This is a genomic window from Roseinatronobacter sp. S2 (genome assembly GCF_029581395.1).
GTDB lineage: Bacteria > Pseudomonadota > Alphaproteobacteria > Rhodobacterales > Rhodobacteraceae > Roseinatronobacter.
The window spans coordinates 1,022,680-1,047,500 of sequence record NZ_CP121113.1 but is presented as its reverse complement, the minus strand read 5'-3'; the positions used below and the strand labels follow the sequence as shown (position 1 = coordinate 1,047,500).

The window sequence follows — 24,821 nt, the reverse complement described above, 5'->3', positions numbered from 1 at the left end:
TAAGCCTGCCGCCAGCGTTCGTTCTGAGCCAGGATCAAACTCTCAAGTTGAAATGGACCGAAATCCATATCCTTGACGTCAAACCCAAGCACATATCACATGATCAGACATTACATCCGACCACGTTATCTCTGTTCTGTGCTTCCGTTCCAAAGAAACAAAAGCCGCAAAACAGTGAAGCTGACACTCACATCATCGGGCAGCCGAAACCACCCTAGCGAGCCGATATGTGTCAGGCCGATCCATCGAAATAGACCAAACCGCCCACATATCTCTTCAAGTTTCCAAAAATTTCAAACAGCACAGAAACAAAAACACACGTAAGAAGCGCCATACATAAGGCGCATCCACATGCATACCTGTCCCTAAATCTCAAACCCAAAACAGCAATAACACTTCCGCATCAAGCCGCCCAAGGCAACCAGCAGCTTCCCGCCGCCGGTGAAGCGCTATCTAGGCAATCACTCTTTCACACGCAAGAGGAAAATGTAAAAAACCGCGAAAAAATCGACTGACGCAGCGGATACCCCTATAAATATGAGGGTTGGCGCGCGCACAACAATTCCATTGCATCCCCCGCACCCGCCGCAAGACAGGTGATCTTGCTTCCGTGCATCACCGCAACGCAAAGCGGCGGCCCGTCCGGGCCGCCGAAAGCATGAAAAACCGCACAATTATTGTCCCTCAGCGCTTTGCGCGCCCGAAATCGGGGGCAGCCGTATCCTGACCCGCTTCGATGATTCCCCTGCGAATCGCACGGGTGCGCGAGAAGTAGTCATGAAGCAATGCGCCGTCGCCGGTACGAATCGCACGTTGAAGGGCGAACAGCTCTTCTGTGAAGCGGCCCAGCACCTCCAGGGTGGCATCCTTGTTGGTCAGGAACACATCACGCCACATTGTCGGGTCAGACGCCGCGATACGCGTGAAATCCCGAAACCCCGCCGCGGAATACTTGATCACTTCGCTATCGGTGACACGGCGCAGGTCATCGGCCACACCGACCATTGTATAGGCGATCAGATGCGGCGTGTGGCTGGTGACGGCCAGCACAAGATCATGATGCGGCGGGTCCATCAGATCGACATGCGCGCCGATACCCTGCCAGAAGGCGATCAGCCGCTGAAGTTCAGGACTGTCGCCGCCGTCAACCGGGGTCAGGATACACCAGCGATTGTCGAACAATTCCGCAAAGCCCGCGCGGGGCCCGGAATGTTCGGTCCCTGCCAGCGGATGGCCGGGTATGAAATGGGCATGATCCGGCAGGTGGGGGGCGACCGCGTCAATCACCGCCTGCTTGACCGAACCGACATCCGTGACGGTCACCCCGGCATCCAGATGGGGTGCAATTTCGCGGGCAATGTCGGCCATGGCACCAACCGGCACGCACAGCACCACCAGATCCGCGCCACTGACCGCTTCTGCCGCCGTGTCAAAGACGGCATCAACCAGCCCGATTTCAAGCGCAACCTGTCGGGTTTCGGGCGAACGCGCGGTGCCAGCGATATGTTCTGCCAGCCCGGCGCGCCGGATGGCATGCGCCATGGAGGATGCAATCAACCCCAGACCAATGAATGCGACGCGCTTGTATATTGCGCTCATGCCTGCTGCTCCATGAATTGGGTGATGACATGCAGCACGCGCCGGCACGCGGATTCGTCGCCTATGGTAATACGCAGGCATTCCGGCAGGCCATAGCTGTCCACCTTGCGCACAATCAAACCGCCCGCCAGTAATGCCGTGTTGCACGCGTTGGCCTGCGCTGGGTCCTTGAAACGGGCCAGAACAAAATTCGCATAGGATGGATCTGTCGCAACGCCTATGGCGTTCAGACGGTCGGCCAGCCATGTGCGCATTCGCGCATTCTCGGCCAGGCTGCGTGATATATGCGCCTCATCGGCAAGGGCTGCTTCGGCCACATCCTGCTGCGTGGTCGACAGGTTGAACGGGCCGCGGACCCGCCCCAGAACATCAATGACATGTTGCGGCCCATAGCCCCAGCCCACACGCAAGCCCCCCAGACCAAACAGCTTAGAGAAGGTGCGCGTCATCACCACATTCTGGCGTTGATCGACAAGGGCCGCGCCGCCATCATAACCTTCGGCATATTCGGCATAGGCACCATCAAGAACCAGCAATGCCTGCGCTGGCAGCTTTTTCGCAAGGCGTTCAAGTTCCGAAATCGGGATCATTGTCCCTGTAGGGTTATTGGGGTTGGCGATAAATACAAGCTTTGTGCGCTTAGTGCAGGCGGCAAGAAGTGCATCCACATTCGTGGTGCGGTCGCGTTCAGGTGCCGCAACCGGTGTCGCCCCCGCCGCCAGCGCCGATATGCGATACATCAAGAACCCGTGCTGGCTATACAGCACTTCGTCACCGGGACCGGCATAGGCCTGACACAGAAAGGAAATCACCTCATCGGAACCGGCCCCGCAAATAATGCGACCGGCATCCAGACCATAGCGCGCTGCAATCGCTGCGCGCAACGGGCCGTGATCGGTGGACGGATAGCGATGCAGGTCATGGCCTGCGCGCAGATAAGCCTGCCGCGCCATATCCCCTGCCCCGAACGGGTTCTCGTTTGACGACAATTTCACGGCATCATCACGTCCGATGATCTTGGAGGTCCCGCCCTGATAAAGCGCGATGTCAAGTATACCGGGTTGCGGTTGGATAGCAGTTTTCATGCTGGGTCGTCCTTCGGCAATATTCAGCGCATGTCATAGCGCCCCGCCCCCCCCGAGGCCAGTGCAGAAGCACACATGTTCAGCAAGGTGTCGCGGGCGTTGCACTTGTGCCGCGACCGCTTCACTTCAACTTGTCGGGGTCGTCGTCGTCATGTTCGTCAAACCGGCCCAGCTGGCTGGCGCGCGGGAAGGTGCCGGTTTCGGTCCGCGTGCGGGTTTCCAGAACCGGCCGGTTTTCCGACACCTTGGCGGAATCTTCGCGCAGCACAATATAGACGCCACTTGCAATGATGACCACGGCACCCAGCACAGTGAATATGTCCGGCACTTCGCCGAAGAACAATGCGCCGAATAATGCCGCCCAGATGATCTGGGAATACTGCATTGGCGCAACCTGAATAGCAGACGACAATTTATAGGCCCAAATCACACACAGGCTGGCAACAAACGCCATGGCGGCCATCGCAGCCCATGCCCCCAGATCCGCCAGCGGCATGGGCTGATATACGAACGGCAAGGCAATGCCCATAACCCCCAGATTGGCCATAAGCGGATAGACCAGCAAAACGACATTGCGTTCCTCGCGGCCGATCTTGCGCACAATAATCGCGGAAACAGCGCCCCCAAGTGCCCCCAGCAATGCCGCCAGATGCCCAAGGGATATTCCGTCCCCCTGCCCCGGCCGCAGCACAATCAAAACCCCCAGCAGCCCGACCAGAACCGCACCGCTGCGCCGCCAGCCCACCTTTTCGCCCAGCATCGGCACAGCCAGAAGCGTGATCAGCAGCGGTGTGGCAAACAAGATGGCGTAAACCAGCGTCATGGGCAGCACAGTGAACGCGTAGAACACGCTTACCCCTGTCCACACCGCCGCAGCCGTGCGCAAGGCAACCCAACCCGGACGGCGCGGCAGCAGGTTGCCGTCTGTCTTGTCGCGCATCAGCATCAAAAACGCCAATGGCAGACTAAGCAAAACGCTGAAGAACACGATCTGGACAGGGCTGTAGCTGCCGCCAAGCGATTTCACCAGCACATCATGCGCCGAAAACAAGGCATAAGCGACCAAGGCCAGAACCGGCCCCGCAAAAGGAGAGTTGAATATGCGGCCCATCACTATTGATCTTTCACTGCCCCGACATGATACCGCTATCATGCCTGCGCATTCACGATCAAGTCAGCTGGCCGCCTGATACCAATCAATCACCGCGCTATCCGCCTGCATGGCCGGTTGTGCACGGTCAAACCGCAAAAAGGCAATCGCGCGGCCGCCGCTTTGGGTGAAAAGCTGTCCTGCAACCTTCGCGCCTGCCATAATTTCGGTGCCCACGGGCGCGGAACCGCTAATGGACACTGTCACGAAGCCTTTGCGCAGGTCGGTCTTGTGATGCATGCGCGCCGTGACTTCCTGCCCGACATAGCACCCTTTGCGAAAATCGACGCCATTCAGGCGCGGCAATCCGGCCTCCAGCACGAAGGTTTCGCCGGGCACCAGCTCGATCAGGGATTCGGGCACGCAATGTGCCACGCGCAGGGCATCCCAATCCGTCCCGTCATCCGGCAGGGCCGTCCCGTAAAGCCGCCACCCCAGCGCAGGGTGGCGCGGGTCGGGCATGGCCCCTTCCGGCGCGGTTCCTGTGCCGCGACTGACCGGGATATCAACGTGCTCCAGCGTGACAGGGGATCGCAGTTTATACATGCTCAGGCGTTTGAAAAGATCATCCGCAAGCGGGGCTGCGACATCAATCAAAATATCATCCCCCCACGACACAATGAAAAAATCCGCCAGATACTTGCCCTGCGGCGTCAGAAGCGCGGCATATAGCGGGGCCTGCGGCCCAAGCCGCCGGATGTCATTGGTGACAAGACCCTGCAAAAACGTTGCAGGGTCTGTGCCGGTCAATTTGATGATTGCGCGTGTCACGACATCCTCCTGCATGATGTGACCGGAAGTATAGTCACAAGCCCATGCCCGGAACAGGGGGGATCAATGCGCTGGCCGAATGAATGTGCCGTTACGCAGGTCACGGATGGCCTGCTGGATTTCTTCGCGGGTGTTCATGACGATCGGCCCGTGCCATGCAACAGGTTCCTGCAACGGCGCGCCCGACACCAACAAGAAGCGCACGCCTTCCTCGCCCGCCTGCACGGTCACTTCTTCACCCGTGCCAAAACGGATCAGCGTTCGGTCGCCGGACATGTCGCGAATGTTGACTTCTTCACCCATGACTTCTTTTTCCAGCAGCACGCCTGTGGGCTGCGATGCATCCGCAAACGCGCCGGACCCCGCGAACACATAGGCAAACGCCCGACGATATGTGTCAACCTTGAAGGTTTTGCGCACCCCCGGCGGCACGGATATATCCAGATATTGCGGGTCTGCCGCAATGCCGTCAACGGGACCGCGCTTGCCCCAGAAATCACCGACGACGACACGGACGCGTGTTCCGTCATCATCAATCACTTCCGGAATTTCCTTCGCGTTCACATCCTGATAGCGCGGCGCGGTCATTTTCAGGCTGCCGGGCAGGTTCGCCCATAGCTGGAAGCCGTGCATCTGCCCCTTGGCGTTCCCGCGCGGCATTTCCTGATGCATGATCCCGGATCCTGCGGTCATCCACTGAACATCGCCTGCGCCAAGTGTGCCGCGGTTGCCCAAACTGTCGCCATGCTCCACCTCGCCGGTCAGAACATATGTGATGGTTTCAATGCCGCGGTGTGGGTGCCATGGAAACCCGCGCAGGTAATGTTCCGGCACTTCGTTGCGAAAATCATCAAACAGCAGGAACGGGTCCAGCTCGCTCGGGTCCTGAAAGCCGAAAGCGCGGTGCAGATGAACGCCTGCGCCTTCCATCGTTGGCACGGCCTTGCGGGTTTCAACTGTGGGGCGGATAGACATTGCAAACTCCGATCAATGCGTTGCTTTTTGTTAGCTTGAAGATCGTTCTGCGAATGGCCGTTTACAACTGCGGTTTTGTGAACCTGTCATGTTCAATTTCGCACATCGCCTGCGGCTTGCCTGAGTGTTGGCGACAAAGCCCCACGCATTTACCGCAGCAGGGCAACGCTTAGTGCCGCTGCAATCACGACGATACCACAAATCACCGCAAACCGTCGCGCGCGCCCTAGAACAGCCATGCCGCCCCCGAACATCCCTGTTCGTGTCTGGCCATCGCACTTGCCCGCGCGCAAATCGCGCGCAAAATCACCCAGCAGCAGGCCATCCAGAACCGGATCGCCGAACCCGGGCGCCGCATCTTTCGCGCGCGCACCATGATAGCGACGCCGTGATCGCATGTCAGGCCACCGCGTCCACACATCGCGCGGAAGATGGACAGGCAGCCGGATTACGGCAGGGTTGGCCATTATGCCCACCCGTGCCTGACGCACCGATAAAGGTTCTGTTCGTCGCATCACTTGGCACCCCTGAATTACACCGCGACAGGCCATATTCATCGCCCCCCGCTGTTCCCCAACGGCCATAAGATGACAGATCCACTTTAACAGCGGGTTACCGGCGCGGCCCGCGTCTGCCGCCGGGCACCCTGGACATGAATTCGGGCGGGCGGTTCGCGACCCATGCGGCGAACTTTGCCAGTCTGGGATGTGCGCGCAATGCCGCGACCGTATTGTAGTGTCTTGCAAGGTCGCTTTCAGACAATGTCGCGTGAATTTCACGGTGGCAAATATGGTGCAGCAACACAACCGGCCCGCCCTTGCCCCCGCGCAATTTCGGCACCAGATGATGCAGGCTTTGCAGCACATGCGCAGGGATGGGCCGGCCACATATTGGGCAAACCGGACCCTGTTGCGAATGTAACGCGTTTGTCATCGCAAGAATGCCCTGACTTGCCCGATGGACGAACCTAATTTATGGTTGCTTGTCACAAAGTCGGCACCACACCTAGAGTTCAGAACAAAAGCAAATTTAAGGGGAAAGCACAATATGACAATCGCCAAGCAACATGACGTAGCGGAAATTGCCGGACTATTGGAAAGCTGGGACGCAGCCCTGCAAACGCGCGATCCGGAAACCGTTGCTGCCCTTTACGCAAGCGATGCCATATTGTTGCCGACAGTCTCCAACGAAGTGCGCAAAACACCCGCCGCAATCCGCGATTATTTCGATGTGTTTCTGCGGTTCAAGTCGCGGGCCAAGGCCGTTGACCAGAACATTCGCCTGTTTGACGGGTTGTCGGTAAACTCCGGCGTCTATGAAGTAACCATGACAAGAGATGGCGTCGAAACCAAGGTAATGTGTCGCTACACGTTCATCTATCGTTGGGATGATACGGGGTGGAAAATCATTGAACACCACTCTTCGGCGATGCCGGAATGACACAAATCAAGTGTTTTTGCCCCTGCACGGACGCGGTCTGAAACGGCTTGCCTTATTCTTGCTACATTCTTTTATTAGGCTGTAGCCCTTATAATTTGGCACGACACGGACCGACGAAGTGCTTTCTGCGTGTGGTTCCGCATGGAAACCTGAAACGGCAAAGGGGCAAGAATGGGGACAGTTGTTCACCTACGACAGCGCGAATCCGTAGCCGTCGATTCAAATCACATCGCGGCGATGTTCCGGCATATGGGTGCGGCACGGGCGGAAATGGCCATCATTACCGCCATTGAGGATCTGATGGCCCACCTGCGTCTGACCGAAGCCGCCCTTGCCGATAGCCGCTTTGATCAGGTGCCGGAACATGCGCAAGCCGCCTGTGATCAGGCGGAAGCCATAGGGTTGGTTTCGCTGGCGTCCATCCTTGCCCAGCTTGACGCTGCTTGCCAGGATCAGAACATAACTGCTGCACACGCGCTGTGGCATCGCGCCACCCGTGTCGGGGATATGTCGTTTGTGGATCTGTGGGAACTTCCATTGCTACAAATGTGACGATTGCAAGCCGCATTGCCGCCAAGGTAATCATCCAGCGGCACTGCCAGACAAAAAGCGCACACCCTTTCGTGTGCACGCGAATCCGGCTTTCCCCTTGTGCTGAAATTGATCTAGTGTCGCGCTTGATCCGCAAATGACCGAAAAGCGACCATGACCGAATTCACAGCCCCCCCCACTATGCGTTTTGCTGTCCCGAACGGGCGCACAATTCCTTTGCATCTTGTCACCAAGGACGAGTTGGCAAGCTGGACAGAAATGCAACCCGGTCGCATGCGCGCATGGCTGGACGCAACAGGGTTCAACGCGGCGTCCGGCACAACCGCCCTTGTCCCCGACCCCGACGGCAATCTTGCTGCGGTGGCCGTGGGCCTTGGGTCTGACACCGACCGCCAGCGCACGCGCTTTTGTCTTGGCGGCGCACGCGCGAAATTGCCTGCCGCAACATTCCATCTGGAACACCTGTCGGCCCAGTCCACACTTGACGAAGAACTGCTTGGCTGGTTGTTGGCGGGCTACCGTTTTGACAGGTTCCGCACCCCGCCATCCCGCCCGCTGGCAGACATGATCGCCCCAAAGGGCGTGGATGTCGCACGGCTGGAGGCCATCGCCGCAGGCGAGGCGCTGACCCGCGATCTTATCACCACGCCAGCGTCCCATATGGGACCGGCGGAACTGGAGGCCGCGTTTGTCGGGCTGGCCAATACTTTCGGGGCCGAACTTTCGATAATTCGCGGCGACGACTTGCTGGAACACAATTTCCCGCTGGTGCATACCGTCGGGCGCGCATCCGACCGCAGCCCGCGCTTGCTGGACATGCGTTGGGGCACGACCGGCCCGCAACTGACGCTTGTCGGCAAGGGGGTTTGCTTTGACACGGGCGGGCTGAACCTGAAACCCGGCGCGTCCATGGGGTTGATGAAAAAGGACATGGGCGGGGCGGCCACCGTCATGGGCCTTGCGCATATGATCATGGCACAGGGTTGGGCGGTGCGGTTGCGTGTGATCATTCCGGCGGTGGAAAATTCGGTGTCCGGCAATGCCATGCGGCCCGGCGATGTTATTGTGTCGCGCAAAGGCCTAAGCGTGGAGATCAACAACACTGACGCCGAAGGGCGGCTGGTGCTGGCAGACGCGCTTGCGCTGGCAGATGAGGAACCACCGGACCTGATGGTGTGCATGGCCACACTGACAGGGGCCGCCCGTGTGGCAGTCGGCCCCGATATTGCGCCCTATTTCACCCGCGATCGCGCGCTAAGCGATGCGATCTTGCGGTCGGGTGATGCTGTGCGCGATCCCGTTTGGCCCCTGCCCCTGCATCCGGGTTATGAAACCAAGATCCAGCCAAGCATTGCCGATCTGGACAATGCGCCTGCGGGCGGCATGGCAGGCGCCATCACTGCGGCCCTGTTCCTGCACAGGTTTGTCGAGCATACACCAAGATTTGTGCATTTCGATATCTATGGCTACCAGCCAAGTGCCGCACCCGCACGCCCCAAAGGTGGCATTGGTCAGGCCGCGCGCGCCTTGTTTGACGCCCTGCCAGCCGCGCTGGACCTGTGAGCGATCCACGCCTGACACCGTTCAGCGGGCGCGTTGCACTGGATGTCTTGCGCCCCACGCTGGATGCACCCCAGTTCACCACCGGCACCCCCATGCGGGCGGGCGCGGCACTGGCAGACCTGTTGCGCCACGCCCACGGGCCACGCGACAGGCAGGTGCTGCGCGGCGCAGCGCTGACCATGATTGAACAGCGCGACGGGTATTGCTTCGTGCAGATGCATGCAGACGGGTATTGTGGCTGGCTGCGCGACGCGGCGCTGACGCCTGACCATCCTGTCACGCACCGCGTTTGCACGCGCGCCACACATCTTTATTCCCGCCCCGACCTGAAAAGCGCGGAAACGGGTCCGCTTTCGCTGAATGCTCAGGTTCTGGTCACCGGCCAAGACGGGCAATTTCTGCGCGCCCAATGCGGGGGCTGGATACCCGCGCAGCATTTATGCGCCCTTGATCGCCCTGCGACCGACCCTGTCAGTGTCGCCGAACTTTTGTTGGGCACGCCCTATCTGTGGGGGGGGAATTCAAGCGCTGGCATAGATTGTTCCGGCCTTGTTCAGGTGGCGCTGCATGCCTGTGGCCTGCCCTGCCCCGCCGACAGCGATATGCAGGCAACTGCGTTTGGCCCCAAGCTGGGCGCGGGTGCCGCGCCGCAACGCGGGGATTTGTTGTTCTGGCGCGGTCATGTGGCATTTATTGCGGACCCTGACACCATTTTGCACGCCAATGCGCATACCATGTCGGTGGCCTATGAGGATCGCAAATCAGCCATGGGCAGGATTGCCCCTGATGCACCGTTCATCGGGCATTTCCGGCCGTCCCTGACCGCGCCCGCACTTACCTGACGACACCAGCACCGCAAATTCGCTATAGCAATTTCTTATACCCCTGAACACGCTTCAAAATTGCACAACACGCGCCCCCGTGGGATCACAGACCCCCAACCCTGATACGGAGGCTGCCATGACTGCGCCCAAAACCGCGCTTGTGATTTCTGCCCATGCTGCTGATTTTGTCTGGCGCTGCGGGGGCGCAATCGCACTGCATGCCGAGATGGGCTATCAGGTGACAGTCGCCTGCCTGTCATTTGGCGAACGCGGCGAAAGCGCGCGGCTGTGGAAGGACGGCAAATCACTGGACGAGGTCAAAGCCATTCGTCGTGCCGAGGCAGAAGCCGCAGCCGACGTGCTGGGCGTGCATCATCTGGAATGCTTCGATCTGGGCGATTACCCGCTGCATCTGGACCAAAGTGACAAGATGAAACTGGTTGATCTGCTGCGCAAGGTGCAGCCCGCCTTCATGCTGTGCCACAGCCAGTATGACCCCTATAACACCGACCATATGTATACCACCCAGATCGCCCTTGAATGCCGCATGATCGCGCAGGCATGGGGCCACAATCCGGGCGAGAAGGTTCTGGGCGCACCCCAGCTATACCTGTTTGAACCGCACCAGACCGAACAGATGGGCTGGAAGCCGGACACGTTTCTGGACATCACGCCCGTCTGGGACAAGAAGCGCGCGGCGATGGAGCACATGAACGGGCAGGTCCATCTGTGGGACTATTACACCCGCGTAGCCCAACAGCGCGCCAATCACTTCAAACGTAATTCGGGGGGCATGTCAGGCGGGCGCGATTGCAAATATGCCGAAGGGTTCCAGTCCATATTCCCCCGCACCGTAGATGAACTTTGAAAGCGGAGGGACGCATGGCCACATCCACGACCCAAAGTTTCGATATTGCCCATCTGGGCCATGTCGAAATGCTGACCGACAGGTTTGACGAAAGCCTTGATTTCTTTACCCGCGTCTACGGGCTGAAACTGTCGGGACAGGATGAAAACAGCGCCTATCTGCGGGCATGGGAAGATTATGAATATGCCAGCCTGAAGTTGACACGCGCTGCCATCACTGGCGTGGGCCATATCGGGTATCGCGCCAGCAGCCCCGATGCGCTGGAACGGCGAGTGGCGATCATAAAGGCGTCTGGCTACAAGGTGCATGGCTGGATTGACGGCGATCAAAGCCATGGGCGCGCCTTCCGCTTTGAAGATCCGTTCGGCCATGTGTTCGAGATATATTACGACACCCGCCGCGCCGAACCTGACGCGGCCGACAAACCCGCGCTGAAGAACATGGCCAGTGCATTCACGGGGGCGGCCCCGCGCCGGATTGACCACCTGAACCTTCTGGCCGCCGATGTGCGTGAGTTTCGCCACTTCATGGAAACCTGTCTGGGCAGCAGGGTGACGGAATACATCCAGCTGGACAATGGTCGCATCGGGGGGTGCTGGTTCACCATCAACAACAAGACCTATGATCTGGCCTGCACCGAAGAACATGGCGGCGGGCCATATTTCGAAGGGGGCGGGCGGCTGCATCATGTCACCTATGCCACCGACCAGCGCGAGGATATCTTGCGCGCCGCCGATATATTCCTGCAAAACGGCGTGCATATCGAAACCGGCCCGCACAAACACGCCATTCAGGGCACGTTTTTCCTGTATGTCTGGGAACCCGCCGGAAACCGCGTGGAACTGGCCAATGCGGGCGCGCGCCTGATCCTTGCACCTGATTGGGAACCCGTCTGCTGGACCGAGGCCGACCGCAAGAAGGGGCAGGCCTGGGGGTTGAAAACCATCGAGACATTCCACACCCATGGCACCCCGCCTGTGCCACAGAAAGGCTGATCCATGTCCGTTGTTGTCCAGAGTATTCCCCGCGCGGACAGCGCTGTTATTGACACGCTTGGCCGCGCAGGCGTGGCCACCGTGCACGAAGCGCAGGGGCGCACGGGCTGTCTTGCCGCCTATATGCGGCCCATCTGGCGCGGGGCACGCATTGCGGGGTCTGCCGTGACCATCAGCGCGCCCCCCGGTGACAACTGGATGCTGCATGTCGCCATTGAACAGTTGCAACCCGGTGACATTCTGGTTCTTTCCCCCACCAGCCCCTGCGACAATGGCTATTTCGGCGATCTGCTGGCCACCAGCGCCATGGCGCGGGGCTCTCGCGGGCTGATCATCGATGCAGGTGTGCGCGATGTGGCCGATTTGCAGGAGATGGGCTTTCCGGTCTGGTCCAAGGCCATTTCGGCACAAGGCACCGTGAAGGAAACCTTGGGGTCGGTGAATGTGCCGATTGTCTGCGCAGGTCAGGCCGTACAGGCGGGTGATGTGATTATCGCCGATGATGATGGCGTCGTCGTCGTGCCCCACGCGCAGGCCGCCAAAGTGGCCGCCAAAGCCACCGAACGGCTGGACGCGGAAGAGGCCAAGCGCAAAAGGCTGGCGGCGGGTGAATTGGGGCTGGATATTTACAACATGCGCGCAAGACTGGCCGAGAAGGGCCTGAAATACATCTGATGCAGGCTAGGGGGGCTGTCTGCCCCCGTCCTTGGCGATGCGCCCATAGAGTATTTTCAGCAAGATGAAGGGGCCGTTCATGTCTGAGATCGACGATCAGGGCATTCCCTGCCTTTGGATGCGGGGGGGCACATCAAAAGGGGCGTATTTTCTGGCCAGCAACCTGCCGGACGACCCAGACGCGCGCGATACGCTGTTGCTGCGCATCATGGGTAGCCCCGATCCGCGCCAGATTGACGGCATGGGCAGCGGTGATCCGCTGGTGTCGAAAGTGGCAATCCTGTCGCCGCCAAGTCGCGACGATGCGGATGTCGATTATCAGTTCTTGCAGGTTTTTGTCGATCAGGCACTTGTGTCGGACGCCCAAGGGTGCGGCAATATTCTGGCCGGTGTCGGACCAGCCGCGATTGAGCGCGGGTTGGTTCGTGCGCAGGATGGCGAAACGACGGTGCGCATTCACATGCGCAACACCGGCGAGGTGGCTTTGGCGCGCGTATGCACGCCGCAGGGCAAGGTCAGCTATGCGGGGGACACGGCCATAGACGGGGTGCCGGGCCGTCATGCCGCCCTGCCCTTGCTGTTTGAAAACATTGCGGGGTCGATGTGCGGGGCACTTCTGCCCACGGGCAATGCCGTGGATATGGTGGAGGGGGTGGAGGTCACCTGCATCGATAACGGCATGCCGATTGTGGTGCTGCGCGCCACTGATTTCGGGATAGCCGGACAGGAAAGCCGCGAGGATCTGGACACCAATGATGCGTTGAAATCGCGGTTGGAGGCGATACGTCTGGCCGTGGGTCCGATGATGCAGTTGGGCGATGTGCGCGACAAATCCGTGCCGAAAATGACGCTGGTGTCTGAAGCGGTTGCAGGTGGCGCGATTTCCACCCGCAGTTTCATCCCGCATCGGTGCCACGCGACAATCGGTGTTTTTGCCGCTGTCTCGGTGGCGACGGCCTGCACCATCCCCGGAAGTGTGGCATATCCTTTGGCGCGCAGGCCGCAAGATGGCCGCTACATCATTGAGCACCCGACAGGGGCCGCCGATGTTCTGATCGAAACAGACGCCAATGGCGCGGTGACCCGCGCGGGCGTCATGCGCACCGCGCGCAAGATTTTCGACGGGCGGGTCTTTCCCGCGCCGCCAAGACCGGAAAACGCTGGATAAAAGGGGCCGGAAGGCCCCTTTTTGCTACATCAGCTTCAGCAGGCGCGCGGCATTTTCCTTCAGGATCAGCGGGCGCACTTCGTCGCGGATGTTGAGTTCCGCAAAATCACTTAACCATCGGTCCGGTGTGATCGCGGGCCAGTCCGACCCGAACAGCATTTTGCGTTTCAGCAGCGTGTTGGCGTAATGGATGAAGATCGGCGGGAAATATTTCGGCGCCCAGCCCGACATGTCGATATAGACATTGGGTTTATGCTGCGCGACGGAAAGCCCCTCTTCCGTCCAGGGAAAGGAGGGGTGCGCCAGAACGATCTGTGTATCGGGGAAATCCACCGCGACATCATCGATATGCATGGGGTTTGAATATTTCAGCCGCATGCCCATCCCCCCGCGCATGCCCGACCCGACCCCTGTTTGCCCCGTGTGGAACAACATAACCGCGCCTTCTTCGGCGATGGCTTCATACAAGGGATAGGCCATGCGGTCATTGGGGAAGAACCCCTGCATGGTCGGGTGGAATTTGAACCCCTTGACCCCGAAATCGCGCACAAGGCGGCGCGCTTCGCGTGCGCCCAGCTTGCCCTTGGCCGGATCGATGGACGCGAAGGGAATCAGAATGTCGGAATTTTCCGCACAATGTTGCGCGATTTCTTCGTTGGTGTGCCGGTAAAAGCCGGTTTCGCGTTCTGCATCGACCCCGAAAATCACAGCGGCAATCTTGCGCTCGCGGTAATAGGCGGCGGTTTGCGGAACGGTGGGCAACATTCCATCTGCCCCGGCCGGGTTTTTGAAATACGCAGCCATCCCTTGCTGAAATTCGTTATATCCGTCATCGCGGTGGCAGTTGCAGGGTTCTTCTGCATGGGTGTGAAAGTCGATTGCGACGATCTCGTCCAGGTTCATGGGCTGATCCTTTGCAGGCAATTTGAAGGGTGGAGGCACGCGCGGGGGCTTACTGCGCGTCAGGGGCTTTCAGGCGGGCAGTGCGCTTTTCCAGAAAATCACGCAGGCGTTGCTTTGCTTCGGGTGTTTCCGATGTCAGCGCAGACACAATCGATTCGGTGAACAAGCCATCCTCGACCGACATTTCGGCAATACGCGGCAGGGCATTCAGCACCGCGTAATTCGACATTGGCGCGTTGGATGCAGCCGCGCGCGCAAGGTCCATGGCCGTGTCCAGCGCACGCCCCTTGGGCACGACATAGGACACGCCGCCCCATTGCTCCATCTGGGCAGGGGACACGGTGCGCCCTGTCAGCATCATGTCGGTCATGCGCGCAGCCCCGATCAGGCGGCCCACACGCACAGACCCGCCGCCGCCCACGAAAATGCCGCGCTGGCCTTCGGGCAGGCCAAAGAACGTGCTTTCATCGGCCACGCGAATATGGGTTGCGGCGGCCAGTTCAAACCCGCCGCCCACCACGGCGCCATGCAGCGCACTGATGAACGGGATTTCCCCACGTTCAAATTCGGTAAACACCGTATGCCAGCGCCGCGACCCCTGAATCGCCTCGAACAGGGGCTTTTCCTTGTGTTCGGCCAGATCAAGCCCGGCGCAGAAATGGTCGCCAGCACCGTGAATGACAGCAGCGCGGGCTTCTGCTCTGGCACGGGTTGCCACAACGTGCAGTGCCTCGACCAGCCGGTCCGAAATGGCATTGCGCTTTTCAGGGCGGTTCAGCCCAATGACGGCAATGTCGCCCTGAAGCTCATATGTCACAAGCGTTTGCGTGGTGCCGTCCATCGTTCTCTCCTGTCTGGTCAGTTCTCGTATCGCAGAAATACGTTACATAGTAAACAGTATTGTAAGGTAACTATCAACCTGCTAATCGTTACCTGTCCGCGAACGCATTGCCCCACGCTGAACTTGCCGGAAGATGACATGCAAACACCTACAGACCAGGACCCGGTCCATGATGACGCCACAGAGCGCAGCATAGAATCGCTTTTCGGATACAACCTGAAGCGCGCCTATATGATTTTTCGCGATGATTTTCGCCTTGGTGTCGAAAGCGCTGGCATGTCGCCGCGTGCGATGTCGATCCTGGCCCTTATCGTGGAATGCCCGCATATTACTCAAAGTGACGTGGCACGGCGGCTGGGCATAGAACGTTCCGGCATTGTCGCCATCATTGACGATCTGGAAGGCAGCGGTCTGGTCCGGCGCGAAGCCGTGCCGGGGGACAGACGCTCGCAAGCGCTGCTGCCCACGACGCAGGGCTGCGAACAATTCAACCTTGTCATGTCGCAAGCGCAGGCCCGCGAACAGCCGCTGCTGTCAGCCCTTCACCCGCAAGAACAGGCACAGTTGTTACAGCTTCTGCGCAAGCTGCGCACCACGCATGAATCCGACATAAATGACTGACACGGCGGCAAAGACTGCGCAGCCCACAATCCCTATCCGCGTCCCAACGCCACCATTCGGAGAACCCAATCCATGACCGTCCAGCCCCCCGCCAAGGCCCGCTTCTGGTCGCCCGTGTTTGACTATGAACACCGCCCCGATGGCACAATTCTGATGCGCCAGACAGACCCCCTGCCAGACCATTTACCCTTGGTCGCCGATTATCTGGACAAATGGGCCGATGCGACACCGGACGCCACATGGATGGCACGCCGCGACGGGGGCGGGGACTGGCGGCGCATTAGCTATGCGCAGGCGCGCGCCATGGCACGCCACATCGGATCGGCCTTGCTGGGTCTGGGGCTGGGGCCAGACCGGCCCTTGCTGGTGCTGTCCGAAAACAGTCTGGAACACGCGCTGCTGGGCATTGCCTGCACCTATGCGGGCATTCCCTATGCGCCCGTGTCCCCTGCCTATTCGCTGGTGTCCAAGGACCATGGAAAGCTGCGCGACATTGCCACGCTGCTGCAACCGGGTGCGGTATTCGCCGACAACGGCGCGGCGTTCGCGCCCGCACTTGCGGCAATCGCGGCCACGGGCCGGACGGTCATCACGCTGCGTGACGGCGGTGCAGATGCGGTCGCGTTTGATACGTTGCTGACAGCCGATCCGGCCGCGGCAGATACCGCGCGCGCCACACTTACCCCTGAAACTGTGGTCAAATATCTGTTTACATCAGGGTCCACCGGCAGCCCGAAGGCCGTGATAAACACCAACCGCATGATCTGCGCCATGGCCACGATGATGCGCGATTGCTACCGCTTTGTGACATGGGAACCGCCCGTTGTGCTGGACTGGGCACCGTGGAACCATACCGCTGCGGGAAACAAGGTCAATTATCTGGTCCTGACCAATGGCGGCAGCTACTATATTGACGACGGGCGCCCTGTTCCCGGCAAATTCGACGAAACCCTGCGCAACCTGCAAGACGTGTCCTGCACATGGTATTTCAACGTGCCTGTCGGCTATGACATGTTGATTGATGCGCTGGAACAGGACAACGCGCTGGCACAGAAATTCTATGCGAAACTGGGCATGTTGTTCTATGCGGGCGCAGGCATGGCGCAACACACATGGGACCGCCTGTCCGCGCTGGGGCGCAAGGTGACGGGGCGCGATGTGCTGCTGGCCACGGGGCTGGGAGCAACCGAAACCGCCCCCTTCGCGCTGGCCTGCACCCATGTTCAGGACAAGGCGGGCAATCTGGGCGTTCCGTCGCGCGGGCTGACACTGAAACTGGTGCCATCGGGCGACAAGCTGGAAGCGCGCCTGAAAGGGCCGACCATCACACCAGGGTATTTTGGCGACCCTGCCCGCACCGCCGATGCGTTCGACGACGAAGGATTCTACTGTCTGGGCGATGCGCTGCGCCCCGCCGATCCGCAGGATCTGGCCAAGGGCTTTTATTTCGACGGGCGCGTGGCGGAAAACTTCAAGCTGTCGACAGGCACATGGGTGTCTGTGGGGGCCGTACGGGCGGCACTGGTCGATGCCATGGGAGGGCTGATTCGCGATGCGGTGATCGTGGGGGAAAACCAGCCCGAACTGGGCGCATTGCTGCTGCTGTCAAGCAACGCCAGATCGATGCCGGACGAAGACCTGACCGCGCTGCTGCAAGACCGTCTGGCAAAGGCTGCAAAACTTGCCACCGGTTCCGCCAGCCGTGTGCGCAGGGCCTTGGTGGTGGATACAACGCCCAGTTTCGACAAGGGCGAAATCACTGAAAAAGGCAGCCTGAACCAACGCGCAATGCGCGACAGCCACGCCCAACGCATTGCGGACCTGTTCGGCGATCATGATAAAATCATCACGGCATGAACGCGCGCCGGATCACACAAAAAGCACCAGAAGAAACTGTTTGATCTGGAACAGTTAATCGCATAACATTTCTTTCAGAGGGGGAATTTGTCATGCCGGAAAACGCACGAGGGGCGACAGCGCAGCTCAATGATTCTCCGCCACTGACGGACCCTGAAGACGGGCTGAACTTCGGCGGACTGCGGCACAACACGGGTTTCCTGCTGCGCATGGCATGGCTGCAAGTGCGTGAAACACTGGACCAAAGCGAAGGCGCCATCTGCCTGAGTGCGGCAGAATTCACAATACTTCAGGTCATCGCCCGAACCCCCGGCGTAAGACAGGGCCAGCTTGCCCGCGCGCTGTATATCAAGGCCGCAGCAATGACCCGCCTGATACGCGGGTTCGAAGATCGCGGCCTTGTTATTCGCACCATTCCCCCGAAAAACCGGCGCACGGTCATGCTGTCAGTCCGGCCTGCGGGACTGGTGGCATTGGAAAAGGCGCGCGCAATGTACAGCGCCAATGCCCCCCATGAAAGCGGCGGGCTGACCAAAACCGAACAGCAGGATCTGAACCGCTTGCTGCGGAAATATTGCGGAATTGCCCCAACGGAGGAGACGTGCGCAGACCAACCGCGCCAAGCCTGAGGGACAATATTTAAGATTAACACCTGGGAGGATAAACACCATGAAACTGACAAGAACACTGATGATGGGCGCAGCTTTTGCCGTTGCCGCCACAAGTGGTGCGCAAGCACAGAACCTGCGCGGTGCCGCAGGCGCGTCGCAAGCGCACCCCTCGACATATATGTATGAAAAATTCGCCACCTATCTTGAAGAAGAAAGCGGCGGCAGCATGAGCCTGACACTGATCGGCCCCGAAGTGGTATCGCTGACGCAGGTTCCCGACGCGCTGCAATCAGAACTGATCAATGTCGGCAACCTGTTGCCGCTGTTCTTTCCCGCAGATTTCCCGCGCACCAATGTTGCAGGCGACATGGCCCTGATCGGTCGTGTTTCGCACGCGATGGCGCTGGCAATGACGGAATTCGTGGTGAATTGTGAACCCTGCCAGCAGGAATTCAGCAGCGAAGGCATGGTGTTTCTGGGTGCAGGCGCGTCCGACCCCTATGTTCTGATCACAACATCGCCCGTGCGCACCGCTGAAGACCTGCAGGGCCTGCGCCTGCGGTCTGGCGGCGCACCCTTCTCGCGTTGGGCAGAGCATTTTGGCGCAACGCCTGTGAACATGCCTGTCGGCGAACAGTTTGAGGGCATGAACCAAGGCACGATTGACGGCTCCATGGCGTCCATCGTTGACATGCTGTCCTTCCGTCTGGTCGATGTGGCACGCTATACAACCAGCGTTCCGCTGGGGACATATCATGTGACATCGAACTTCACTGTGAACCAGTCCACATGGTCCACCATGAACGAGGAAGACCGCGCAACCTTCGTGCGTGCAGCCAACCGCGCCAACCCGACCCTAACTGACCGCTGGGGGTTCCAGCTGCCTGAAGCCGCCCGCAATGCCGTTGCAGATGCAGGAATCGAAGTCATCACACCCGATGAGTCCCTGCTGGAAGCTTCGAACGCATTTTCTGCCGCCGACGCCGAAGCGCGCATCAGCGCCGATCCGCTGGCCGCAGATTTCGCGGAACTCGTCGAAAAATGGACCGCAATCGTCGAGGAACTTGGCGATGATCCCGAAGCACTGGCCGCCCGTGCGATGGATGAAATCTGGGAGAATGTCGATCTGTCCACCTACGGTTTGTGATAATCGCGTATGATACGTTCCCCTTCGGCCCAATGCGGCCGAAGGGATTTTCGGGGTGCCTGATATGATTTTTCTGATCAAACTGGCCGTGGGCCTGTGTCGGGGTATGTCCTTGATAGGGGCAGCCGCTGTGGTGCTGATGATGGTGCATGTCAGTGTTGATGTCGTGCTGCTGAACGTGTTTCGCCTGTCCATGAACACCACACCTGAAATCGTGGCACGCTACTACATGGTTGCCGTGGCCTTCCTGCCGCTGGGCTGGCTGACATTGCGCAACCAGATGATCGCGGTCGAGTTGCTTGAATTCGCAATGTCGCGCCCAGTGCGGATGGTGTCCGATTTCGTGATCTATATTATCGCCGCGGGCGTCTATGCCGTCATGACCTATGCCAACTGGATCAAAGCGCTGCGCGAAGCGAACTCAGGTTCATATGTCGAACTGGTTCGGTTTCAGATGCCGGTCTGGCATTCCTATTTCATTGTGCCTGCGGGCTTTGCCCTTGCGACGCTGGCCTGTGTGCTGATGGCGCTGGCAATCTTGTCTCTCAGCATTCGCCATACCCTGCGCACCACCACAGAAAGCGATGAAGCATGAGCGTCGAAATCGGTCTTTGGGGTGTTGCCATCCTGATGGGGTTGCTGGTGCTGCGCCTGCCCGTTGCACTGGCATTGATCATCGTGTCCTTCGGCGGCATCTGGGCCATGATCGGCTGGAACCCCGCCATGGGCATCTTGTCGAACACGCCCTATTCCTTTGCGGCCAAATGGACCATGAGTGCGGTTCCCATGTTCCTGCTGATGGGTTTCATCGCCTATCATACCGGTCTGACCGGCGGCCTGTTCGAGGCCGCCAAGGCCCTGCTTGCCAGATTACCCGGCGGGCTGGCCATCTCTTCGGTTTTCGCCTGTTCGGGCTTTGCCGCCGTGTCGGGATCATCACTGGCCTGCGCGGCCGCAATGGGGCGCATTGCCATTCCTGAAATGGTCAAGGCAGGCTACCGCCCGTCCATCGCATCGGGTTGTATTGCCGCCGGCGGCACAATCGGCGCGCTTATCCCGCCCTCGATCCTGATGATCATCTATGGCGTGATCGCCGAAACCTCGATCATCGAAGTGTTTCTTGGCGGCATCGCCATCGGGCTGCTGACCGCGATTTCCTATTGCGTGGTCGTGCTGATCATCGCGTGGCTGCGCCCCGACATCATTCCACGGCAGGCACATGTTGAACGCGCGGATCTGTGGCGCTCGCTGGCACAGGTTGCGCCGATTCTGGCCTTGATCGGACTGATATTCGGCGGGCTGTTCTCGGGCCTGTTCACGGCCACACAGGCAGGCGCAGTCGGCGCGCTGGGAACCATCATCCTTGCCGCATCCATGGGGCGCCTGACACGCAAGGCGTTCACGGATTCCGTCACTGAAACGGTCATCACCACCAGTTCGCTGCTGATCATCGGCATTGGTGCCACCATGTTCACCCGCTTTCTGGGCCTGTCGGGCGTGTCGAACCTGATTTCATCCTTTGTGGCAGGGTCGGGCATGACCTATGTGACGGTCCTGCTGGTGATCATCATCATCTACCTGATCCTTGGCACCTTCATGGAACCCTTCGGGGCAATGCTGGTCACCCTGCCCATTTTCCTGCCCCTGATTGACGCCCAAGGGCTTAGCCTTGTGTGGTTCGGGGTTCTGGTCGTCAAGCTGCTGGAGGTCGGCATGATAACGCCCCCTGTGGGGATGAACGTGTTTGTCATCAAGAACGTGGCCAGCAAATATGTCACAGTGACAGAGGTGTTTCGCGGCGTGCTGCCCTTTATCCTTGCGGATTTCGTGGTCATCGCGCTGATTGTGGCCTTTCCGGCGCTCGTGCTGTTCCTGCCCGATCTGATGTCAGGCAATGCAGCGCGCTGATGCGTCTCGCAAAATATGCACGCGCCCCGGCACATTGATGTGTGAACAGGGAAAACCACCTGTCAGTCCCGCAGTGCCATGGCGCAATCAGCGGCACTATCGCCCAAAGCACGGAACACTACTCTTTCATTCTGGTCTAAATATCCCCTGAGCAGGGTTTCTCAAGGGGGCGGGATGCCCCCTTGAGGCGGGGGTCGGGGCAGCAGCCCCCAACCCCCCTTTCAAAAACAGCCCTGTCACGGCATATGCGCGCGCCCTCACCGCCCCACGAATTCAAAACTGAATTGCCGCTGCGCCCCTGCGGGCGGCGCGGGGAACGGTCCGGCGCGGCGGATATGGTCCAGCGCCACCTGATCCAGTGCCGCGCTGCCCGATGTGCGCGCAACACTGGCCGACGCCAAGCTGCCATCAGCCGCAATGCCAAACGCAACGATGACGCGCCCGCGCGCGGGGCTTCGCGCCTGACGCACCCGCTGGATGCGGCGCATCACTTCACCGGGATAATTGGACGCCGCCGCATTGCCCGCCTGCGTGGTGGCCGGGCGCGCGTCGGTCGTGTGTGCCGCCTGCCCGTCCGTGCCTTGTTGCGATCCGCGTTGTGCGTTTTGCTGCGCATTCCCGGGCGGACTGGCAGGGGCGGCGGCGGTTTGCTGCGGCGCGGGGCGCGGCGGCGGGGGCGGTGCGGCCAGTTCAGACGGGCGCGCGGGCGGGCGGGGGCTCGTGTCTGGGCTTGTCGCATCGGGGCTTATCGCCTCATGCGGGGTCTCGGTGGGCGCGACAGGGTCGGGGCGGCTGGCCTCCATCGCCTCGGCCTGCTGATGGGGCGTGGTTTCCGTCGGGGACGGGGCCATAGGCTGCTGCGGTGCGACCGGCTCGGCCATCTGCGGCAAAACCGCATCTTCGGGTGCGGGCGCGTCCATCACGGGCTGCATTGCCTGCTCGGGCGGGCGCGCGGAATCAGGGACTGCCGCCGCAACAGGCGGGGCCAGTGCCGTTTGCTGTGGGACGGGCGGCGGTTCCGCAGCATCGGGGGGCTGGGCCTCGGTCATGGGCGCGGGTTGCGTGCTGCCCATGGCAAAATCCTCAAAACTCGTGCCAAGCGCTGCGGGGGCCGCGTCCCCCCCGCCTTCGGTCATGACGACTGCGCCTTGCGGCCCCAATGCCGCCACAGCACCCAGATGCAGGGCCGTGGACACAACCAGCGCCAGCGCGATGGTGCGCGCCTTCGGGCGCAGGTCCAGCGCGCGCAAATGCCGCGTGGTCACAAAAGGACAGCCATTCACCCTTGGGCAGGCCCGGAACACGGCTGCTGCGGTCATTTCACCCCCTCTTGCGTGACGATCACCAGTTTCTGCGCCCCGCCTGCGCGCAACGCCTGCGCGGTTTCAATCAGTCTGGCCGCAGGCGCCGCACGATCAGGCAGCAGGCGTACATCATGTTCATCGGCAAAATGGGCCACCGCCTCTGCCAGCGCCACATCCGCCCCGTTCAGCCGCAAGCCGCCATCCGCCAGCAGCAACAGCGCATCGCGTGGCGGCTCGGTCTCAATTTCCGACAGGTTGATAAGCGTTATGTCAGGGTCCGGGCGCGGGGCCAGACTGCCCGCGATCAGGAAAAACACCAGCATCAGAAACACGATGTTGATCAGGGCTATATTCGGTTCCGGCCGCGCGCGCGGCACAAGGGTCATCCCGCGCCGTGTCATGATCCGCCCGCCCCGATCACCCCGATCCGCCAGCCGTTCCGGCGTTGGACCAGATGCAGGATATCCGCCAGACCCTGCGCCTCCACGCCGTCGGCCATGGCAATCAGAACCAGCCCGCCTTCGGGGTCGTCAAGGGCGGCTTGCAGGTCTTCCACCGTGGCATCAACACTGTTCAGGCGCAACGCATCGGGCAGCAGCTGCAAAAACAACGGCGGGGTTTCCGGCACGCTGTCAGCCCCGCCCATCGCCAGATCAAGCGGCAGTTCCCCCTGACGCGCAAAAGTGGAGCTGAGCATGAAAAACAGCAGCAGCAGGAAGATCACGTCAATCAGCGATGTCATCGACAACCGCTTGCGACGGATCGCTATGGCGCGCCGTTCAGGCATGTTGTGCCACAGCCGCGCGGTTTGCGGGCACCCCAAGCGGGCACTCCTGCGCCAGACCCGAACACAGCGACACATCAATGATCTGCATGGCCAGCTGCGCTTCGCGCATGACGCGCGATTCAAACCATGTCAGCACCAGCGCGGTTGGCATGGCAACGCCCAGCCCGACCGCAGTTGTCAAAAGCGCCACCCAGATCCCGCCCGCAAGGGCCGAAGGGTCCACCGCCGCGCCCGCGTCCTGCAAGGACTGGAACGCGGTGATCATGCCCAACACCGTGCCGAACAACCCCAGAAGCGGCGCCACCTGTGCAATGCTGTCCAAAGCGCGAAACCCCGATTGCAGACGCAATGTCGCGGCTTCGGCCAGCCCCGTCAGGCGGGCACGCAGCGCGTCAGGGGCCGCATCCTGTGCATTTGCCGCGGTCAGCGCCAGCACTGTCAGCGGCGCAAGATGGTTGCGCCCTTGTGCCGCGCGCTGCGTGGCGGGCTGCACCGCCCCCCTGTCCCATAGGTCAAGCGCCGCAATGATATCGGCATGATGGCCGACACCCGCGCGCCGGAACTGCCACAGCTTCAGCAATATCAGCGCCAGCGCTACCAGCGACATTGCCAGCAACACCGCGACCACCGGACCGCCCAGCGCCAGAAAATCCAGAATGCTGTCCATAATTTCGGCTGTGGTGAATGTCATTTCACCACCTCGATCGCGGTTTCGCTACCCACATGCAGCGCGGCAGTGCATTCCCCCGCGCCCAAAGGCGTGCAAGGTCCAACTGCATTGAACAGCACCCGCCCGATCTGGTCACATGCAAGGCCGGAAAACTGGAAACTGCGCACCCGCAACGCATCTTCGGGCAGGGATTGGAAATCCAGCAGGCTTAGCCGCAGGACACGGTTTTCGGCACTCAGCAGCACGGTTTCCGCCTGCAAGGCATCAATGCCCGTGCCCATGCGGTTTTCCAGCACAAACACAAGCTGGCAGTCCTGCTGCAACTGGGTGGCCTGATCCAGCCGGATATGCAGCGCGGGGTCTGCCGCCTGCACCGGCAGGGCCACCACCACATATACAACAAACGCACGGAAAATAGGCAGAACGCGCATATCGCGGCCTTTCATGACATAGGTGTTATCGGAAAGGGCTGGCACATTGGCTGGCTGCGCGGAATTTGCGCTTGAA

The 24,821-nt window shown here is 60.3% G+C and carries 28 protein-coding genes and 1 rRNA gene (1 of these 29 running past the window's edge); 14 read left to right on the top strand and 15 right to left on the bottom strand.

Annotated elements, in window-relative coordinates:
* The 8 genes from P8S53_RS04855 to P8S53_RS04820 all read right to left on the bottom strand — a co-directional run.
* Positions 1 to 50: ribosomal RNA gene (locus P8S53_RS04855) — 16S ribosomal RNA — on the bottom strand (it extends 1,419 nt beyond the left edge of the window).
* Positions 51 to 684: 634 nt separating this feature from the next.
* Positions 685 to 1,599: a prephenate/arogenate dehydrogenase family protein gene (locus tag P8S53_RS04850; RefSeq protein WP_277806037.1), complete on the bottom strand. Its 915-nt coding sequence runs from the start codon at positions 1,597 to 1,599 to the stop codon at positions 685 to 687.
* On the bottom strand, positions 1,596 to 2,684 hold the full coding sequence (gene hisC / locus P8S53_RS04845) for a histidinol-phosphate transaminase (RefSeq protein ID WP_277806036.1): 1,089 nt from the start codon (positions 2,682 to 2,684) through the stop codon (positions 1,596 to 1,598). The genes P8S53_RS04850 and hisC overlap by 4 nt, the downstream gene beginning before the upstream one ends.
* Positions 2,685 to 2,805: 121 nt before the next feature.
* A complete protein-coding gene (locus P8S53_RS04840; RefSeq protein ID WP_277806035.1) occupies positions 2,806 to 3,795 on the bottom strand; it encodes a DMT family transporter in 990 nt (329 codons plus the stop codon).
* A 63-nt stretch (positions 3,796 to 3,858) separates the two neighbouring features.
* Positions 3,859 to 4,620, bottom strand: a complete 762-nt coding sequence (locus P8S53_RS04835; RefSeq protein ID WP_306417831.1) for a folate-binding protein YgfZ — start codon at positions 4,618 to 4,620, stop codon at positions 3,859 to 3,861.
* Positions 4,621 to 4,668: 48 nt separating this feature from the next.
* Positions 4,669 to 5,580, bottom strand: coding sequence for a pirin family protein (locus P8S53_RS04830; RefSeq protein ID WP_277806033.1), 912 nt, complete (start codon positions 5,578 to 5,580; stop codon positions 4,669 to 4,671).
* A 149-nt stretch (positions 5,581 to 5,729) separates the two neighbouring features.
* Positions 5,730 to 6,047, bottom strand: coding sequence for a hypothetical protein (locus tag P8S53_RS04825; protein ID WP_277806032.1), 318 nt, complete (start codon positions 6,045 to 6,047; stop codon positions 5,730 to 5,732).
* A 145-nt stretch (positions 6,048 to 6,192) separates the two neighbouring features.
* Entirely contained in the window at positions 6,193 to 6,513 is a 321-nt protein-coding gene (locus tag P8S53_RS04820) for an HNH endonuclease (protein ID WP_277806031.1), read from the bottom strand.
* A 114-nt stretch (positions 6,514 to 6,627) separates the two neighbouring features.
* On the opposite strand from P8S53_RS04820, the gene P8S53_RS04815 reads away from it, so the two are divergent.
* The 8 genes from P8S53_RS04815 (at position 6,628) to P8S53_RS04780 (ending at position 13,665) form a co-directional block, all read left to right on the top strand.
* The gene (locus P8S53_RS04815) at positions 6,628 to 7,020 is read left to right on the top strand and encodes an SgcJ/EcaC family oxidoreductase (RefSeq protein WP_277806030.1); all 393 of its coding nucleotides are present in this window, start codon (positions 6,628 to 6,630) and stop codon (positions 7,018 to 7,020) included.
* Positions 7,021 to 7,191: 171 nt separating this feature from the next.
* Positions 7,192 to 7,572: a hypothetical protein gene (locus P8S53_RS04810; protein ID WP_277806029.1), complete on the top strand. Its 381-nt coding sequence runs from the start codon at positions 7,192 to 7,194 to the stop codon at positions 7,570 to 7,572.
* Between the two features lie 153 nt (positions 7,573 to 7,725).
* The gene (locus P8S53_RS04805) at positions 7,726 to 9,135 is read left to right on the top strand and encodes a M17 family metallopeptidase (protein WP_277806028.1); all 1,410 of its coding nucleotides are present in this window, start codon (positions 7,726 to 7,728) and stop codon (positions 9,133 to 9,135) included.
* On the top strand, positions 9,132 to 9,977 hold the full coding sequence (locus P8S53_RS04800) for an NlpC/P60 family protein (protein ID WP_277806027.1): 846 nt from the start codon (positions 9,132 to 9,134) through the stop codon (positions 9,975 to 9,977). The genes P8S53_RS04805 and P8S53_RS04800 overlap by 4 nt, the downstream gene beginning before the upstream one ends.
* Positions 9,978 to 10,095: 118 nt before the next feature.
* The gene (locus tag P8S53_RS04795; RefSeq protein WP_277806026.1) at positions 10,096 to 10,827 is read left to right on the top strand and encodes a PIG-L deacetylase family protein; all 732 of its coding nucleotides are present in this window, start codon (positions 10,096 to 10,098) and stop codon (positions 10,825 to 10,827) included.
* A gap of 14 nt (positions 10,828 to 10,841) precedes the next feature.
* On the top strand, positions 10,842 to 11,822 hold the full coding sequence (locus P8S53_RS04790) for a VOC family protein (RefSeq protein ID WP_277806025.1): 981 nt from the start codon (positions 10,842 to 10,844) through the stop codon (positions 11,820 to 11,822).
* A 3-nt stretch (positions 11,823 to 11,825) separates the two neighbouring features.
* Positions 11,826 to 12,497 (top strand): 4-carboxy-4-hydroxy-2-oxoadipate aldolase/oxaloacetate decarboxylase, encoded by a 672-nt coding sequence (locus tag P8S53_RS04785; RefSeq protein WP_277806024.1) that lies wholly within the window; start codon positions 11,826 to 11,828, stop codon positions 12,495 to 12,497.
* A gap of 79 nt (positions 12,498 to 12,576) precedes the next feature.
* Entirely contained in the window at positions 12,577 to 13,665 is a 1,089-nt protein-coding gene (locus P8S53_RS04780) for a 4-oxalomesaconate tautomerase (protein WP_277806023.1), read from the top strand.
* A 24-nt stretch (positions 13,666 to 13,689) separates the two neighbouring features.
* On the opposite strand, the gene P8S53_RS04775 is transcribed toward P8S53_RS04780, so the two are convergent.
* Together P8S53_RS04775 and P8S53_RS04770 are read right to left on the bottom strand one after the other, a co-directional pair.
* Positions 13,690 to 14,568, bottom strand: a complete 879-nt coding sequence (locus P8S53_RS04775) for an amidohydrolase family protein (protein WP_277806022.1) — start codon at positions 14,566 to 14,568, stop codon at positions 13,690 to 13,692.
* 49 nt (positions 14,569 to 14,617) lie between these two features.
* Complete coding sequence (locus P8S53_RS04770) at positions 14,618 to 15,409, bottom strand: crotonase/enoyl-CoA hydratase family protein (RefSeq protein ID WP_277806021.1); 792 nt, start codon at positions 15,407 to 15,409, stop codon at positions 14,618 to 14,620.
* Positions 15,410 to 15,547: 138 nt separating this feature from the next.
* Between P8S53_RS04770 and P8S53_RS04765 the strand changes: the two genes are divergently transcribed.
* The 6 genes from P8S53_RS04765 to P8S53_RS04740 all read left to right on the top strand — a co-directional run bounded on the left by P8S53_RS04765 (position 15,548) and on the right by P8S53_RS04740 (position 21,553).
* Positions 15,548 to 16,030 carry a MarR family winged helix-turn-helix transcriptional regulator gene (locus tag P8S53_RS04765; RefSeq protein WP_277806020.1) on the top strand — a complete coding sequence of 161 codons (483 nt, stop codon included), beginning with the start codon at positions 15,548 to 15,550 and terminating at the stop codon, positions 16,028 to 16,030.
* Positions 16,031 to 16,102: 72 nt separating this feature from the next.
* Positions 16,103 to 17,887 (top strand): feruloyl-CoA synthase, encoded by a 1,785-nt coding sequence (locus tag P8S53_RS04760; RefSeq protein WP_277806019.1) that lies wholly within the window; start codon positions 16,103 to 16,105, stop codon positions 17,885 to 17,887.
* Between the two features lie 92 nt (positions 17,888 to 17,979).
* Complete coding sequence (locus P8S53_RS04755; RefSeq protein ID WP_277806018.1) at positions 17,980 to 18,516, top strand: MarR family winged helix-turn-helix transcriptional regulator; 537 nt, start codon at positions 17,980 to 17,982, stop codon at positions 18,514 to 18,516.
* A gap of 40 nt (positions 18,517 to 18,556) precedes the next feature.
* Complete coding sequence (locus tag P8S53_RS04750) at positions 18,557 to 19,645, top strand: C4-dicarboxylate TRAP transporter substrate-binding protein (protein WP_277806017.1); 1,089 nt, start codon at positions 18,557 to 18,559, stop codon at positions 19,643 to 19,645.
* Between the two features lie 64 nt (positions 19,646 to 19,709).
* Positions 19,710 to 20,240 carry a TRAP transporter small permease gene (locus P8S53_RS04745; protein WP_277806016.1) on the top strand — a complete coding sequence of 177 codons (531 nt, stop codon included), beginning with the start codon at positions 19,710 to 19,712 and terminating at the stop codon, positions 20,238 to 20,240.
* Positions 20,237 to 21,553, top strand: coding sequence for a TRAP transporter large permease (locus tag P8S53_RS04740; protein WP_277806015.1), 1,317 nt, complete (start codon positions 20,237 to 20,239; stop codon positions 21,551 to 21,553). The genes P8S53_RS04745 and P8S53_RS04740 overlap by 4 nt, the downstream gene beginning before the upstream one ends.
* 257 nt (positions 21,554 to 21,810) lie before the next feature.
* Here the strand turns inward: P8S53_RS04740 and P8S53_RS04735 are convergent, their stop codons facing one another.
* Genes P8S53_RS04735 through P8S53_RS04715 form a run of 5 tightly spaced genes read right to left on the bottom strand, consistent with a single transcriptional unit; the run spans position 21,811 to position 24,745 of the window.
* On the bottom strand, positions 21,811 to 22,872 hold the full coding sequence (locus tag P8S53_RS04735; protein WP_277806014.1) for an energy transducer TonB: 1,062 nt from the start codon (positions 22,870 to 22,872) through the stop codon (positions 21,811 to 21,813).
* On the bottom strand, positions 22,869 to 23,258 hold the full coding sequence (locus P8S53_RS04730) for a biopolymer transporter ExbD (RefSeq protein ID WP_277806013.1): 390 nt from the start codon (positions 23,256 to 23,258) through the stop codon (positions 22,869 to 22,871). The genes P8S53_RS04735 and P8S53_RS04730 overlap by 4 nt, the downstream gene beginning before the upstream one ends.
* Entirely contained in the window at positions 23,255 to 23,644 is a 390-nt protein-coding gene (locus P8S53_RS04725; RefSeq protein WP_277806012.1) for a biopolymer transporter ExbD, read from the bottom strand. Before P8S53_RS04725 ends, P8S53_RS04730 begins: the two co-directional genes overlap by 4 nt.
* A complete protein-coding gene (locus P8S53_RS04720) occupies positions 23,637 to 24,335 on the bottom strand; it encodes a MotA/TolQ/ExbB proton channel family protein (protein ID WP_277806011.1) in 699 nt (232 codons plus the stop codon). Before P8S53_RS04720 ends, P8S53_RS04725 begins: the two co-directional genes overlap by 8 nt.
* Positions 24,332 to 24,745, bottom strand: coding sequence for a hypothetical protein (locus P8S53_RS04715; RefSeq protein WP_277806010.1), 414 nt, complete (start codon positions 24,743 to 24,745; stop codon positions 24,332 to 24,334). The genes P8S53_RS04720 and P8S53_RS04715 overlap by 4 nt, the downstream gene beginning before the upstream one ends.
* Between the last annotated feature and the right edge of the window lie 76 nt (positions 24,746 to 24,821).